General features: G+C 58.8%; 10 protein-coding genes. All 10 read left to right on the top strand.

Annotated features, from left to right (window positions below; all coding sequences use genetic code 11):
- Positions 1-10: 10 nt before the first annotated feature.
- Positions 11-3,757, top strand: a complete 3,747-nt coding sequence (locus tag VOI23_RS02320; RefSeq protein WP_323780941.1) for a nitrate reductase subunit alpha — start codon at positions 11-13, stop codon at positions 3,755-3,757.
- Positions 3,754-5,280 (top strand): nitrate reductase subunit beta, encoded by a 1,527-nt coding sequence (narH, locus tag VOI23_RS02315; RefSeq protein ID WP_323780938.1) that lies wholly within the window; start codon positions 3,754-3,756, stop codon positions 5,278-5,280. The genes VOI23_RS02320 and narH overlap by 4 nt, the downstream gene beginning before the upstream one ends.
- Positions 5,280-5,993 carry a nitrate reductase molybdenum cofactor assembly chaperone gene (gene narJ, locus VOI23_RS02310; RefSeq protein WP_323780935.1) on the top strand — a complete coding sequence of 238 codons (714 nt, stop codon included), beginning with the start codon at positions 5,280-5,282 and terminating at the stop codon, positions 5,991-5,993. The genes narH and narJ overlap by 1 nt, the downstream gene beginning before the upstream one ends.
- A gap of 11 nt (positions 5,994-6,004) precedes the next feature.
- Complete coding sequence (gene narI / locus VOI23_RS02305; protein ID WP_323780932.1) at positions 6,005-6,763, top strand: respiratory nitrate reductase subunit gamma; 759 nt, start codon at positions 6,005-6,007, stop codon at positions 6,761-6,763.
- Between the two features lie 5 nt (positions 6,764-6,768).
- Positions 6,769-7,563: a peptidylprolyl isomerase gene (locus VOI23_RS02300; RefSeq protein ID WP_323780929.1), complete on the top strand. Its 795-nt coding sequence runs from the start codon at positions 6,769-6,771 to the stop codon at positions 7,561-7,563.
- A gap of 20 nt (positions 7,564-7,583) precedes the next feature.
- Positions 7,584-8,153, top strand: coding sequence for a hemerythrin domain-containing protein (locus VOI23_RS02295; protein WP_323780927.1), 570 nt, complete (start codon positions 7,584-7,586; stop codon positions 8,151-8,153).
- On the top strand, positions 8,143-8,508 hold the full coding sequence (locus VOI23_RS02290; RefSeq protein ID WP_323780924.1) for a hypothetical protein: 366 nt from the start codon (positions 8,143-8,145) through the stop codon (positions 8,506-8,508). The genes VOI23_RS02295 and VOI23_RS02290 overlap by 11 nt, the downstream gene beginning before the upstream one ends.
- A 20-nt stretch (positions 8,509-8,528) precedes the next feature.
- Positions 8,529-9,050: a DUF2478 domain-containing protein gene (locus VOI23_RS02285; protein ID WP_323780922.1), complete on the top strand. Its 522-nt coding sequence runs from the start codon at positions 8,529-8,531 to the stop codon at positions 9,048-9,050.
- 217 nt (positions 9,051-9,267) lie between these two features.
- Positions 9,268-10,512, top strand: a complete 1,245-nt coding sequence (locus VOI23_RS02280) for a DNA repair exonuclease (RefSeq protein WP_323780919.1) — start codon at positions 9,268-9,270, stop codon at positions 10,510-10,512.
- A 3-nt stretch (positions 10,513-10,515) separates the two neighbouring features.
- Entirely contained in the window at positions 10,516-13,959 is a 3,444-nt protein-coding gene (locus tag VOI23_RS02275) for an ATP-binding protein (protein WP_323780917.1), read from the top strand.
- Positions 13,960-13,974: the final 15 nt, after the last annotated feature.

The following is a 13,974-nucleotide window of genomic DNA, read 5'->3' as shown; positions in this document are numbered from 1 at the left end:
AGGAAATGACATGAGCCATCTGCTCGACAGATTGAACTTTCTCCGGTCGAAAGAATTGGAACAGTTCTCAGACGGTTGGGGTCAGACCACGCGCGAGAACCGTGATTGGGAAGATACTTACAGAAACCGGTGGCGCCACGACAAGATCGTGCGCTCGACTCACGGGGTGAACTGCACCGGGTCCTGTTCATGGAAAATCTACGTCAAATCCGGGATCGTCACATGGGAAACACAGCAGACCGACTATCCGCGCACCCGTGCGGGTCTGCCCAATCACGAACCACGAGGCTGTGCGCGGGGTGCTTCCTATAGCTGGTACCTTTATTCCGCGAACCGGGTAAAGAACCCGCTGATCCGGGGCAGCCTGATGCGGGCTTGGCGCAAGATGCGCAAGACGATGGCGCCGGTTGCAGCCTGGTCGGCAATCCAGAGCGACCCAGTGTTGCGCGCGTCCTATACCAAGACCCGCGGCAAGGGCGGGTTCGTTCGTGCGACATGGGACGAGGCGACCGAAATCGTGGCCGCAGCCAACGCTTACACCACCAAGACCTATGGCCCTGACCGAGTGTTCGGATTTTCGCCGATCCCGGCGATGTCGATGGTCAGCTATGCCGCAGGGTCGCGCTATCTCAGCCTGCTCGGCGGTACCTGCATGTCGTTCTACGACTGGTATTGCGACCTGCCTCCCGCCAGCCCGCAAACCTGGGGTGAACAGACCGACGTGCCGGAAAGTGCCGACTGGTACAACGCGGGTTTCCTGATGCTCTGGGGTTCGAACGTGCCGCAGACCCGTACGCCGGATGCCCATTTCTACACCGAGGTGCGCTATCGCGGCACCAAGTCTGCCGTGGTCAGCCCGGACTATTCCGAGGCCGCCAAATTCGGCGACATCTGGCTGAACCCGCAGGCGGGAACCGATGCCGCGCTCGCGATGGCGATGGGCCATGTGATCCTGCGTGAATACCACCTTGATCGTCAGGCCGAATATTTCGAGGACTACGCGCGCAAGTACACAGATATGCCAATGCTGGTCCGTCTTGATGAAAAGGACGGACATCTGGTGCCAGGCCGTATGCTGCGTGCCGAGGATTTCGACGACAAGCTGGGTGAGACCAACAATCCCGATTGGAAAACGGTCGCCTATGATGCCGCCTCCGGTCAGATCGTGGTGCCCAACGGTTCCATTGGTTTTCGCTGGGGTAACGAGGGCAAGTGGAACCTTGAATCGCAGGCGAATGGGGCACAGGCTGAGCTGCGTCTGAGCCAGATTCTTGACGAGGATCACGACGAAGTCGTGGGGGTTGATTTTCCCTATTTCGGTGGGGTTGCAACGGGCGATTTCGTAAAATGCGATCACCCTGAAGTGCTGACCCGCAGCATTCCGGCGCGGCGTATCAACCTGGCTGACGGTCAAGAAGCGTTGGTCGCAACCGTGTTCGATCTCTTCTGCGCCAACTATGGTCTTGATCGAGGTCTCGGCGGTGACTGGGTGTCGAAAGATTTCAACGATGACAGCCCCTATACGCCGGCATGGGCCGAAAAGATCACCGGCGTGGATCGTGAAAAGATCATCGCCGTGGCACGGGAATTCGCGGGCAATGCCGAAAAGACCCATGGCAAATCCATGGTCATCCTCGGGGCCGGCCTGAACCACTGGTATCACATGGATATGGCCTATCGCGGCATCATCAACATGCTGGTGATGTGTGGTTGTATCGGACAAGAAGGTGGCGGCTGGTCACATTACGTCGGTCAGGAAAAGCTGCGTCCGCAAACTGGCTGGCAACCGCTGGCCTTCGGGCTGGACTGGAGCCGCCCGCCGCGGCACATGAATTCGACCTCTGCCTGGTATGCCCATACCGACCAGTGGCGCTACGAGACATTGAGCGCGGGCGAGATCCTGTCGCCTACGGCGCCCAAGGGTGATTGGGACATTTCCCTGATCGATTATAATATCCGGGCCGAAAGGATGGGTTGGCTCCCGTCGGCGCCGCAGCTGAAAACCAACCCGCTGGAAGTTTCCAAGGCGGCGCAGAAAGCCGGAAAAGACATCAAGGACTACGTCGCCGAGCAATTGAAATCTGGCGATCTGCAAATGTCTTGCGAAGACCCGGATGCGCCGGAAAACTGGCCGCGCAACTTGTTTGTGTGGCGGTCCAATCTGCTGGGATCCAGCGGCAAGGGGCATGAGTATTTCCTCAAGCATCTTCTGGGCACCGATCACGGCGTGATGGGTAAGGATCTGGGCGAGGAAGGCGGTGTTATGCCAACCGAAGCCGCATGGCACGACGAGGCGCCGAAGGGAAAACTCGATCTGCTGGTGACCATTGATTTCCGCATGTCGACCACCTGCGTCTATTCCGACATCGTCCTGCCCACGGCCAGCTGGTACGAAAAGGACGACCTGAACACCAGTGACATGCACCCGTTCATCCACCCGCTGCAGGCAGCGGTGGACCCGGCCTATGAGAGCAAATCCGACTGGGAAATCTTCAAGTCAATCGCCCGGAAATTTTCGGAAGTGGCCCCCGAGGTGCTGGGGGTCGAGACCGATATCGTGCAGCTTCCGTTGCTGCACGACACACCCGGCGAATTGGCGCAGGCTGATGTGAAGGACTGGAAGAAAGGCGAATGCGACCTGATCCCGGGCAAAACCGCGCCGAACTACATCGCGGTCGAGCGGGATTACCCCAACCTCTACAAGAAGTTCACCTCAGTCGGTCCGCTTTTGGAAAAGCTGGGCAATGGCGGTAAGGGGATCAATTGGGACACCAAGGTCGAGGTCGGCCATCTGCGCGACCTCAACGGTGTCGTAGAGGACGAAGGCGTGTCCAAAGGACAGCCGAAACTCGACACCGCTATCAACGCGGCTGAAATGATCCTGATGCTTGCACCCGAAACCAACGGCGAGGTGGCCGTGAAAGCGTGGAAGGAACTGGAAAAACCGACTGGTCGCCATCATGCCCATCTGGCCGAAGGGGCCCATCATACCAAGATCAGGTTCCGCGATATCGCCGCGCAGCCGCGCAAGATCATATCTTCGCCGACCTGGTCGGGCATCGAAAGCGAAGAGGTCTGCTATAATGCGGGCTATACCAACGTACATGAACTGATCCCTTGGCGGACACTGACAGGCCGGCAGCAGCTGTATCAGGATCATCTGTGGATGCGTGCCTTTGGCGAAGGTTTTGTCAGCTACCGGCCGCCGGTGGACCTGAAAACCATCACCAAGGCCGTCAACAGCGACGCGGCCGAAGGCAGTCCGCATGTGGTGCTGAACTTTATCACGCCCCACCAGAAATGGGGTATCCACAGTACCTATACCGACAACCTGCTGATGCTGACGCTGAACAGGGGTGGGCCGGTGGTCTGGATGTCCGAGGTGGACGCGCAAAAGGCGGGGCTGGTCGATAACGACTGGGTCGAAGCCTATAACGTCAACGGCGCGCTGACAGCGCGGGTGGTGGTAAGCCAGCGGATCAAGCAAGGCACGCTGTTCATGTATCACGCGCAGGAAAAGATCGTGAACACACCCGGATCGGAAAAGACCGGCAATCGGGGTGGCATCCACAACTCGGTCACGCGGGCGACGCTCAAGCCGACACACATGATCGGTGGCTATGCGCAGCTGTCTTACGGTTTCAACTACTACGGCACCGTGGGCAGCAACCGCGATGAGTTCGTCATCGTCCGCAAGATGAAAAAGATCGATTGGCTGGATCAGCCTTCAACCGGAAAAGTGGAGGCCGCAGAATGAGAGTGCGCGCACAAATCGGCAAAGTTCTGAATCTCGATAAATGCATCGGGTGTCATACCTGCTCGGTCACCTGTAAGAACGTGTGGACCAGCCGCGACGGCGTTGAATACGCCTGGTTCAACAACGTCGAAACCAAGCCCGGTACAGGCTACCCTACCGACTGGGAAAACCAGAAACATTGGAACGGTGGTTGGGCGCGCTCGAAATCGGGTAAGTTGCATCCCAAGCAGGGCAGTAAATGGCGAATTCTGGCGAATATCTTTGCCAATCCCGACCTGCCAGAGATCGACGATTATTACGAACCGTTCGATTTCGACTATGACCATCTGAAATCGGCGCCTGACATGAGCGCCTTTCCCACCGCGCGTCCCCGGTCGAAGATTACCGGCGAGCGGATGGAAAAGATCGAGAAGGGTCCAAACTGGGAAGAAATCCTGGGTGGCGAGTTTGCCAAGCGGTCGAAAGATTACAACTTCGAGAATGTGCAGAAAGAAATCTATGGAGAGTATGAAAATACCTTCATGATGTATCTTCCCCGGCTCTGCGAACATTGCCTGAACCCGACCTGTGCGGCGTCATGCCCGTCTGGTGCGATTTACAAGCGCGAAGAAGACGGGATCGTGCTGATCGACCAGGAAAAATGCCGGGGCTGGCGGATGTGCATTTCGGGCTGCCCCTACAAGAAGGTCTATTACAACTGGGACACCGGGAAATCGGAAAAATGCACCTTCTGCTATCCGCGGATCGAATCCGGTCAGCCGACGGTCTGTTCGGAAACCTGTGTCGGGCGCATCCGTTATCTGGGCGTTATCCTGTACGATGCTGACAAGATCGAGGCCGCGGCGAGTTCGGAACGTGAAACCGACCTTTACGGTGCGCAGCTGGACGTGTTCCTTGACCCGAACGACCCCGAGGTGATCGCCGCGGCCCGCCGCGATGGTGTGCCGGAGGACTGGATCGAGGCGGCCAAGGTCAGCCCGATCTGGAAGATGGCGATGGACTGGAAGGTCGCCTTCCCACTGCACCCCGAATACCGCACCCTGCCGATGGTGTGGTACATCCCGCCGCTGTCACCGATCCAGAACGCGGCACAGGCCGGTCAGATTGCGATGAACGACCAGATGCCGGATGTGCGCAGTTTGCGCATTCCGGTTCAGTACCTGGCCAACATGTTGACGGCAGGCGATGAGGAACCGATCGTCCATGCGCTGGAACGAATGTCCGCGATGCGGCTCTACATGCGCGCGCTCAGCGTGGATGGTGTGCGTGACGAAGCCATCGCGGCCCGCGTCGGCATGTCGGGCCGGATGATCGAGGACATGTACAAGATCATGGCGCTTGCCGATTACGAGGATCGTTTCGCGATCCCCACGGCGCACCGCGAACAGAACGAACAAGGTGCCGATATCCGGGGCGGATGCGGGTTCACCGATGGCAATGGCTGTTCCAGCGGAGACACCGGCAAGTCGACCATGTTTGGCGGCAAGAAAAAATCCTTTGCCCTTCCGACGGAGACATTCTGATGCCGGACCGCACATTCAAGGCGCTGTCACTGATCCTGAGCTATCCTTCGTCAGAGCTTCAGGACGCGATGCCGCAAATCGGGGCCGTTCTGGCCGCCGATCCACGTATCAGTCCCGAAACAAAGGTCGCATTGTTGATGCTTGCCGACGAACTGGGGCGGGACGATCTATACGACCTGCAAGAAAGCTATGTGATGCTCTTTGACCGGTCGCGCACACTTTCTCTTAACCTTTTTGAGCATGTCCATGGCGAAAGCCGGGACAGGGGCGGCGCGATGGTCAGCCTGATCGAAACCTACCGGGAGGGCGGGTTCGAACCCGCCACTACCGAACTGCCCGATCACCTGCCGGTGCTGCTGGAATTCCTGTCGACGCGTCCCTTCGCTGAAGTACAGGAAACTTTGGCGGATGCGGCGCATATCCTTGATGCACTCGCGGCACGGCTTGTCCGGCGCGAAAGCGGATATGCCGCCGTGTTCGCCACCCTTTCACAGCTTGCCGATACCGAGGCGGATGCCGAAGTGGTCGCCGACATGCTGGCACAGCCCGACGATGACCCAACCGACCTCGCCGCGCTGGATGCCGTCTGGGAAGAAACCGAAGTCACATTCGGGCCTGATCCAAACGCCGGGTGTCCTCAGGTCCGCGACATGCTGGCCACGATGGACACACCTGTCACCCCCGCGCCAAACGCGCGGCACGTGGCCGAATGAAGGAGATAGAAATGCATGATTTTCTGTTTGGGATATACCCCTACATCGCCCTGTCAATTCTATTGATCGGATCGGTCGCGCGTTACGAACGTGACCCCTTCACCTGGAAATCTTCGTCGAGCCAGTTGTTAAGGCGCAAGCAATTGATCATTGGATCGGTGTTGTTCCATGTCGGTGTGCTGGTCATTTTCTTTGGACATCTGATTGGTCTTTTGACACCGATTGCGATCTTTGATGCCCTTGGCATCAGCCACGGCGCCAAACAGATTCTGGCGGTTGTTGCAGGCGGAATTGCCGGCGCCATGGCGCTGGCCGGCGGGGGGATGCTGTTTCATCGACGCTGGACCGACCCCAGAATTCGCAAGACCTCCAGCTTTGCCGACATCGCCATTCTGGCGCTGTTGCTGGCGCAGCTTGTTCTTGGATTGGGGACAATCTTCGTTTCTTTGAAACACCTCGATGGGCGCGAAATGACCAAGTTCATGTCCTGGGCGCAGATGATCTTTACCTTCCGGTCAGGAGCAGCGGATCAAATTGCGGATGTCGCGTTGGTGTTCAAGCTGCATCTGTTTCTTGGCTTGACCATTTTTCTGCTGTTCCCGTTCACCCGGCTGGTTCACATGCTGTCGGTGCCGATCCGCTATGTCACGCTGCGTCCCGGCTATCAGATCGTACGATCACGCCGCCGTCGTCCTCTAGAGGACCGCCGCAGCGCCCATGATGATCTGCAGGGCAAGCATCGGTCCTCGACCACCACAGCGGCGGAGTAGGAACGATGAACATGGCGCTTTTCCCCGATGTCGTCGTCAACGGCGAAGCCATTCCCTCGGCGGCGATTGCTGCCGAGGCCCAGAACCACACCGCCCCCAAGGACAAGCCGGGCATCGCCTGGCGAAAGGCAGCACAGGCGATGGCGATCCGCGCCTTGCTACTTCAGGAGGCGCGCCGCCGCGATCTTGATCCCGATCCCGAGGAACTTGCCCCAGAACGTTTCGAGACCGAGGACGAGGCCCTGATCCGTGCCCTTCTCGACGAGGCGCTGAGCATCATTCCGGTGACGGATGAGGCGGTTCGCGCCGAATGGGCGAAAGACCCGGGTCGCTACCGATCAGCACCACTGTGGGATGTGTCACATATCTTGTGTGCCTGCGATCCGCGCGATGACGCAGCCCGCGCAATGGCCGAAGCCCGCGCGCAGGGCATGTTAGCGCGGCTGGATGGCGATGCAAAAAGATTTGCCCTGACCGCCCGCGAAAGCGATTGCGGGTCAAAGGCATCAGGCGGTCATTTGGGGCAGCTTGGTCCGGGCGACACTGTGCCAGAGTTCGAGGCGGCGCTGCGGGCAATTGCCGAAGGAAGCATGACGCCAGCGCCGGTTTTGTCACGGCATGGCTGGCATATCATCCGCCTGAATGCCATCGCGCCGGGACAGGTGCTGCCTTATGAAACCGTCCGCCCCAAGATCGCGCAGGCACTGGAGAAAGCGGCCTGGGCCCGGGCATCGCGGGATTTTATCGAGTCACTTGCCAAGGGCGCAGAAATCAAGGGCGCAAGCCTTGCGCCGATCTGAAACACGCGAAAGGGCGTGTCATGAAACAGCCAGAGCCGACGCAGCGCGGAAGCGGCCTGTCCCCGACAGACCTTACCCTGCTTGCGGCACCGCTTGACTTCATCAGCGAAGACCATCTGCACGAACGGCAGATATGCGCGGTGATCGACGGGCTCGTGTCCGCCGCGTCTTTTGATCGATGGGCCACCCTCACGGTGCTGCGGTTTCTGAACGAGGAACTGAACGTGCATATGCGTGATGAAGCCGAGGATCTGTTTCCCCTTCTCGCCCAGCGTTGCACAGCCGAGGATGAGATCGAGCGCACGATCACCCGGATCAGAAGTGATCTGGACGAAGTCTCCTGCCTGCTGCCAGAAGTGCGCACTATCCTTGTACGGTGCCTCGATGAGGCCGCTGGTCCCACGGACAGGGAAAGCGAGACACTTTTGCGGTTTTCCGGTCACGCGCGCCGTCACCTTGCGGCCGAAAACGCGATCCTTCTGCCGATTGCACATGCCCGCCTGACGAAGCGGGATTTGCAGACGCTTTCGCAGCATATGCGTGAAAGACGTGGTCTGCCGTCAAATTCGGAGAAAATAGATGGTGCATGATCTTTGGGAACCTTTCCCACGGCAGGGCTGCGGGTGTGCCCGGCGCGACACCGCTGGCACGTTGATCAGCATCGACGAGGCATCAGTCAGAAAATTGACCGGTGAAACAGGCGGCGCCGCCCTCAGGAGGAATGTCGTCGCGGCGCGGGCCATATCCCGAAAGGCTGGAGGCTGTGAATTGCGCCCGGAGATCTACACGGGTTTCGATCTGCAGGGACGCGAAGTCGCTACCTTTGAGGCTGAAACCTATTCGGCGCATGTCAGGTCTCTGCCCGACGCGGACGGACTGATTTATTTGCCCACAGAGGCCGAAGCGCTGCCTGCGGGCGCATTTGTCGAATTCCAACCCTTTTAACCATTCTGAGGACGAGAGAGATGAACCTTGCTTACACCATGGCGCCCGGACGGGGCGATACTGACCTGATCCTTTTCAAGCTGGCCAGTGCGCTTGCCTCACGTGGTCTCAGATGCTGTGGCACCGTTCAGATCAATTCTGAACGCGAAGATGCCGGTCCATGTGACATGGATGTTCAGGTGCTGCCCGACGGGCCGATTCTGCGGGTAAGTCAGGATCTTGGTCGGTCATCACGCGGATGCAGGCTTGACCCGGCGGCATTGGAAACCGCCGTTGGCTTGGCCGCGGCACGTCTTTCGTGTGGTGCAGACGTGCTTATCATCAATAAATTTGGCAAACACGAAGCCGAGGGACGCGGATTCCGGGGGCTGATTGCCGACGCTCTGGTCATGGATATTCCCGTCATCGTCGGTATAAATGCACTGAATCTCCCGGCTTTCGAGGAATTCGCAGCAGGGTTGGCCATGTGTTTGCCCCCCGAAGGCGACGCGCTGGAAAAATGGGTGGCCGACGTGGTCGGGGCCGCTGTGGAAACGGCTTGATCCCGCGCTTGTCGACGCTCAGGATCAACTCTGCCTGACCGAAATACGTCCGTCCGATCATTTCAATCGTCACGGTGGCCAAAGTCGGGAATGCGCTCTTGAACACTGATTTCCAAGATACAAGGTGCCCGTTCGCGGCCCGGTCCACAGCTATCGACTTGACCAGCCCGGTCTCATGGCTTCACGTTCTGCCATAGGCTTTTTCCGAGGTGGGACCGTGGCATTCAAGTTTGTTCATACAGCCGACATTCACCTTGATTCTCCATTGAAATCGCTGGCGCTGCGTGACGCGAACTTGGCTGAAATGGTCGGTAGCGCCACCAGGATTACATTTTCGCGTATCGTAGATCTGTGTCTTGCCGAACAGGTCCAGGCGCTCGTGATCGCCGGCGACCTTTATGACGGCGGTCAGACATCGATGAAAACGGCCCGGTTTCTGTCACAAGAGATGGAGCGGCTGACAGTGGGGGGTGTTCAGGTTTTCATCATTCGCGGCAATCATGATGCTGCTTCGAAAATTACCCGTGAATTGGTTTTGCCAGATGCGGTCAAGGTGTTTTCCGGTCGTGCCGAGGTCGAGGAGGTCACGTGGAACGGTCACTCTGTTGCTGTGCATGGCATTTCATTCCGGCAGCCGCATGCGCCTGACAGCCTGCTGGACCAATTCCACCCGCCAGTGCCAGGGGCTTTCAACATTGGCCTGCTTCATACCAGCCTGGCCGGCGCATCGGGACATGACCCATACGCACCCTGTACGCTCGCTGATCTGCAAAACATGAGCTTCGACTATTGGGCGCTGGGACATATCCATAAACGCGCCGTTTATCCGGGGCCGACAACCGTCGTGATGCCCGGCATCCCGCAAGGCAGGGATATCGGAGAAGCCGGGCGGAAATCTGTTACCTTGGTTTCGGTGACTGACGCGGGCAGGGTGAACCTGCAAGAAAGGCATCTGGCCGTTGCACAGTTTGAGCGCCTAGCGGTTGAATGCAGCGCGATTGCAGATTGGAGTGACGTTGTGGAGACCCTGAAACATGGGCTGAGATCGGCCCGGCGGGACAACGAAGGCGAACATCTGATTGTCCGGCCCGTGCTGGAAGGAAAATCACCACTGACCTGGCGCGCGCACAGGGATGCGGACCTGTTGCGTTCCGAGGCGCAGGTCGTTGCTGAACAGATTGGGACGCTCTGGATAGACAAGGTCGAGATCGCGTTGGATGCCGAGGCAGCCAGCAAGGCTGGCGGCGCAGTCGGCGAAATGGCGGCCCTCGTGGCCGATGGGCCGCTTCGTGCGGACGATCCCCGGGTGCAGGCCGAGTTGGACCTAATGCTCAAACATCTGCCACGTGAATTGCGCGGGATCATTGGAGACAATGAAGAACAGGTTATCGAGGCGCTGGGCGATGCTATGCGACAAGGTGCGATGGACATACTTGCCCGTCTCGAAGAATCGGAGGGCTGAGCGATGCGCCTGACTTGTTTCGATCTGACGCGGTACGGCAAATTCACCGACCTGAGCCTGCCCTTTGGCACCGCAGTCAAAGGCAGCCCCGATTTGCATGTGATTTATGGTGCCAACGAGGCTGGAAAATCGACCTTTCTGTCGGCCTGGCTTGATCTGTTGTTTCAGATTCCGGTGCGTAGCCCGATGGGGTTTCTGCATCCTTACCCATCCATGCAGCTTGGTGCGGCGCTCGAGATTGACGGCCGTTCGCATAGCGTGACCCGGATCAAGAAACGCGACCATTCCCTGCTCGATGCCCAAGGGGCCCCGATTGGCGAAGCGCTGTTGAATGTTGGCCTGCGAGGGCTTGACCGGGCCTCCTATGCAGCGATGTTTTCGCTTAACCGGCAGACACTGGACGATGGCGGGGAAAGCATCCTTGCTAGCGAAGGCGACCTTGGAGAGCTGTTGTTTCAGGCCAGCGCCGGATTGACAGATATTGCCGCGCAGATTGACTCGCTGCGGGATGAATCAGCGGAATTTCTGAACGCAACGGGGCGCAAGGGGCGACTGCGGGACCTCAGAGCAGAGTTTGATGCGCTCGGCGAGCGGATGAAATCACTGGATACCGCTGCGCCAGAATATGCCCGGCTTGCCAAGGAACGGGACGTAAAACAGGCCGCCTGGCAGAGCGCCCGAAAAGAGGCCGAGGCCGCGCAAACCGCTCTTAATGAAACGGAACGTTTGTCGGGTGCATTGCCGCTTGCCTTACGGCTTGAACGCATTGAGGATCAGCTCTCCGAATTTGGCGACCTGCCCGTTCCGCCTGAAGGGTGGCTTGCCGAATTGCCTGCTCTGGATCGTGAAGAAACGGAAATGGCGACACGGCTTGAAGCTTCTGAAAAGTCTGTCGCAGCCCTCGAAGAAGAGCTGGGCAGAATTCCGCAGGACACAGAAATACTTGAAGCCCGCGATCGTATCGAAGCCGCTGGAAAGCTGAAATCAGCCTACGATACGGCATCGACTGACCTGCCCAAGCGCCTGAAGGAACGGGACATTGAAAATCAGGCGATCCGTGTCAGTCTGGCCCGTTTGGGGCAATCCGGTGCCGAGCCTGACGCGGTCCTGCCAGAAGTCGCGGTGTTGGGTCGACTTCGCGGGTTGGTCGAACAGCATTCTGGCATTGAAACCAGACATGCCGTTGCAACCTACGAACTGGAACGCGCCCGGACCGAAGCAGAGCGGACTGCGCAGCGTCTGAAGACAGCTGGTGGGAGCACTGCCGATTTGGGTGGGCTTGGCGGGCTGGTTCAAAGCATCCGCCGCGACGACCCTGTTGGGTCGCGCGACCGCGCGCAAGCGTCGCTGGACGACGCTGATGCTCTTTGGCAAGAAAAGCTTGCCGCGCTGGCCCCTTGGATCGGAGATGCCGCAGCGGTTGCGAACCTTGTTCTGCCTGAGCGCCCCGTCGTGGAACGATTGGCGGCAGAAATGGAGGACGCAACGCGCAAGATCGTATTGCAACGCGAAACGCTGGCGCGGCTTGAGGAAGAGGCAGCGCAGCGCCAAGCGCGTCTGCAGCAAACCTCTGCTGCGTCCACTGTGACGCTTGAAGATGCGGCAAAGGCCCGAGCCCGGCGCGAGGCGGAATGGGTTCACCACCGGGCCAATCTGAACAGCGAGACGGCGGATCGTTTCGAGGTGGCGATGCGTCTTGATGATCAGGTCGCGGCGACTATCGTTGATCAAAGAACGCAGGCGAAGATCGCCTTGGAGGCCGAACAGGCGCTGGCCGACGCCCGGCGCAGGGTCAATGACGCAAAAATCGGGGTGAAAGGGGCCGAGGCACTGCGCGAAAAGCTGGCGGAACGCTTGACCAGTATCGTGACCGGCGTGTCGCCTTTGCTGTCCGCGGATATGACAGCCGAGGCATTCTTCGCCTGGATGACACGAGCAGATGATGCCCGCGAAGCTTTGCGCAAATGCACTGAAGCCCGGCGCCGGGTGTCGCTTTGTGACAGTTCGTTGGAGCGCGCACGTTCCGGGCTCTTGTCAGCGATGGCGCAGGCCGGGCGAGGCATGGAAAAGGATACTGACCTGACCCATGCGCTGGAAACCGCGCAGTCCGTACTGGACCACGCGACGCAAATTCAGGCGCTCGCAGAAGCAGATGCGAATGCGCAGCAGGAGCTGGCGCGGCGGGAATCTGCGTTGGTCACAGCCGCCGATGTCATGTCCAAATGGCAATCTGATTGGGCCGCCGCCTGTGTAGATACCTGGATGGCCGACGCGCCCCCGACTGTGGCCGAGATGAGCGCCATTCTCGAAGAGCTGGACCAGTTGCGCCGCCACTTCGACCACGCGGCTGATCTGAATCGCCGTATTACCGCGATGGAAACCAACAGAGACCAGTTCGCGGCAGCAGTGAACACTTTGACAGCCCGCGTGGGCATGACAGCGGAAGACCTGCCGCATGAAGCATGGCACCATATCATCCAGCGTCAGCGCCGCGCCGAGACAAGTCATGAGCAGCGCATCGATCTGCAAAAACGGCTTGCATCAGCCCGGCGGACTCATTCGGAAATCGAAGGTAAGGCCAAGCTACACCGTACCCGGACGTCCGAGTTCATGCAGTTTTTTGGGGTGAAAAATTGGCAGCAGACGCGCGAGGCGCTGTCGCGTGCCGGGGACCGGGAAAAACTACAAGACAGCCATAACAACTGTGTCGAAGATCTGTGTGACCGGTTGCAAACCAGCACGGTACAGGATGCTTTGAAGCGTTTGGAAGGGGTGAGCAAGACCGAATTGGAAGCGCGTGCGGAAAGTCTGCGAACCGATCTGAAAACGTTGCGATCAAATCAGGAGGAGGCGCATACCAGTTTCCGCAAGACCGAAGATGATCTCGAAAAAGTCGGTGGGGATGATGCGGTCGCGCGACTTGAGGAACAGCGCCAGACTTTACTTCTGGAGATGGAGGAGAGTGCCCGCGAACACCTTCAGAAGCGGCTTGGTCTGCTTGCCGTCGACGCGGCACTCAGACAATATCGCGACACCCATCGCAGTGGAATGCTGGACCGCGCTTCGGAAGCCTTCCGCGCTATGTCTCTGGGGCGCTATTCCGGCCTTGCCGCGCAACCGGATGGCATGCGTGAAATTCTCGTGGCCTTGGCTGCGGAAGGCGGATCCAAACAGGCCGGGCAGTTGTCGGACGGAACGCGTGCGCAGCTTTACCTCGCCTTGCGGATCGCCGGATATCACGAATTTGTTCGCAACAATGGGCCAGTGCCATTTGTCGCCGACGATATAATGGAAAGCTTTGACGATGACCGCGCCGCCGAAGCATTCAGGTTGCTTGCCAAGATGAGTGAAACGGGACAGGTGATCTATCTGACACACCATGCACATGTCTGCGAAATAGCAAAGCAGACCTGTCCCGAAGTCAGTATTCACGAGCTTCCTGCCTAGAAAACAGAGTATTTC

Source organism: Thalassovita sp. (assembly GCF_034670005.1).
Classification (GTDB): domain Bacteria; phylum Pseudomonadota; class Alphaproteobacteria; order Rhodobacterales; family Rhodobacteraceae; genus Thalassobius.
Note: the sequence above shows the minus strand (reverse complement) of the source record. Positions and strands in the feature narration are given on the sequence as shown.

Excerpts from the sequence above, each read along its gene's own strand:
- VOI23_RS02320 (WP_323780941.1), top strand. The coding sequence starts at position 11 with ATGAGCCATCTGCTCGACAGATTGAACTTTCTCCGGTCGAAAGAATTG.
- narH (WP_323780938.1), top strand. The coding sequence starts at position 3,754 with ATGAGAGTGCGCGCACAAATCGGCAAAGTTCTGAATCTCGATAAATGC.
- narJ (WP_323780935.1), top strand. The coding sequence starts at position 5,280 with ATGCCGGACCGCACATTCAAGGCGCTGTCACTGATCCTGAGCTATCCT.
- narI (WP_323780932.1), top strand. The coding sequence starts at position 6,005 with ATGCATGATTTTCTGTTTGGGATATACCCCTACATCGCCCTGTCAATT.
- VOI23_RS02300 (WP_323780929.1), top strand. The coding sequence starts at position 6,769 with ATGAACATGGCGCTTTTCCCCGATGTCGTCGTCAACGGCGAAGCCATT.
- VOI23_RS02295 (WP_323780927.1), top strand. The coding sequence starts at position 7,584 with ATGAAACAGCCAGAGCCGACGCAGCGCGGAAGCGGCCTGTCCCCGACA.
- VOI23_RS02290 (WP_323780924.1), top strand. The coding sequence starts at position 8,143 with ATGGTGCATGATCTTTGGGAACCTTTCCCACGGCAGGGCTGCGGGTGT.
- VOI23_RS02285 (WP_323780922.1), top strand. The coding sequence starts at position 8,529 with ATGAACCTTGCTTACACCATGGCGCCCGGACGGGGCGATACTGACCTG.
- VOI23_RS02275 (WP_323780917.1), top strand. The coding sequence starts at position 10,516 with ATGCGCCTGACTTGTTTCGATCTGACGCGGTACGGCAAATTCACCGAC.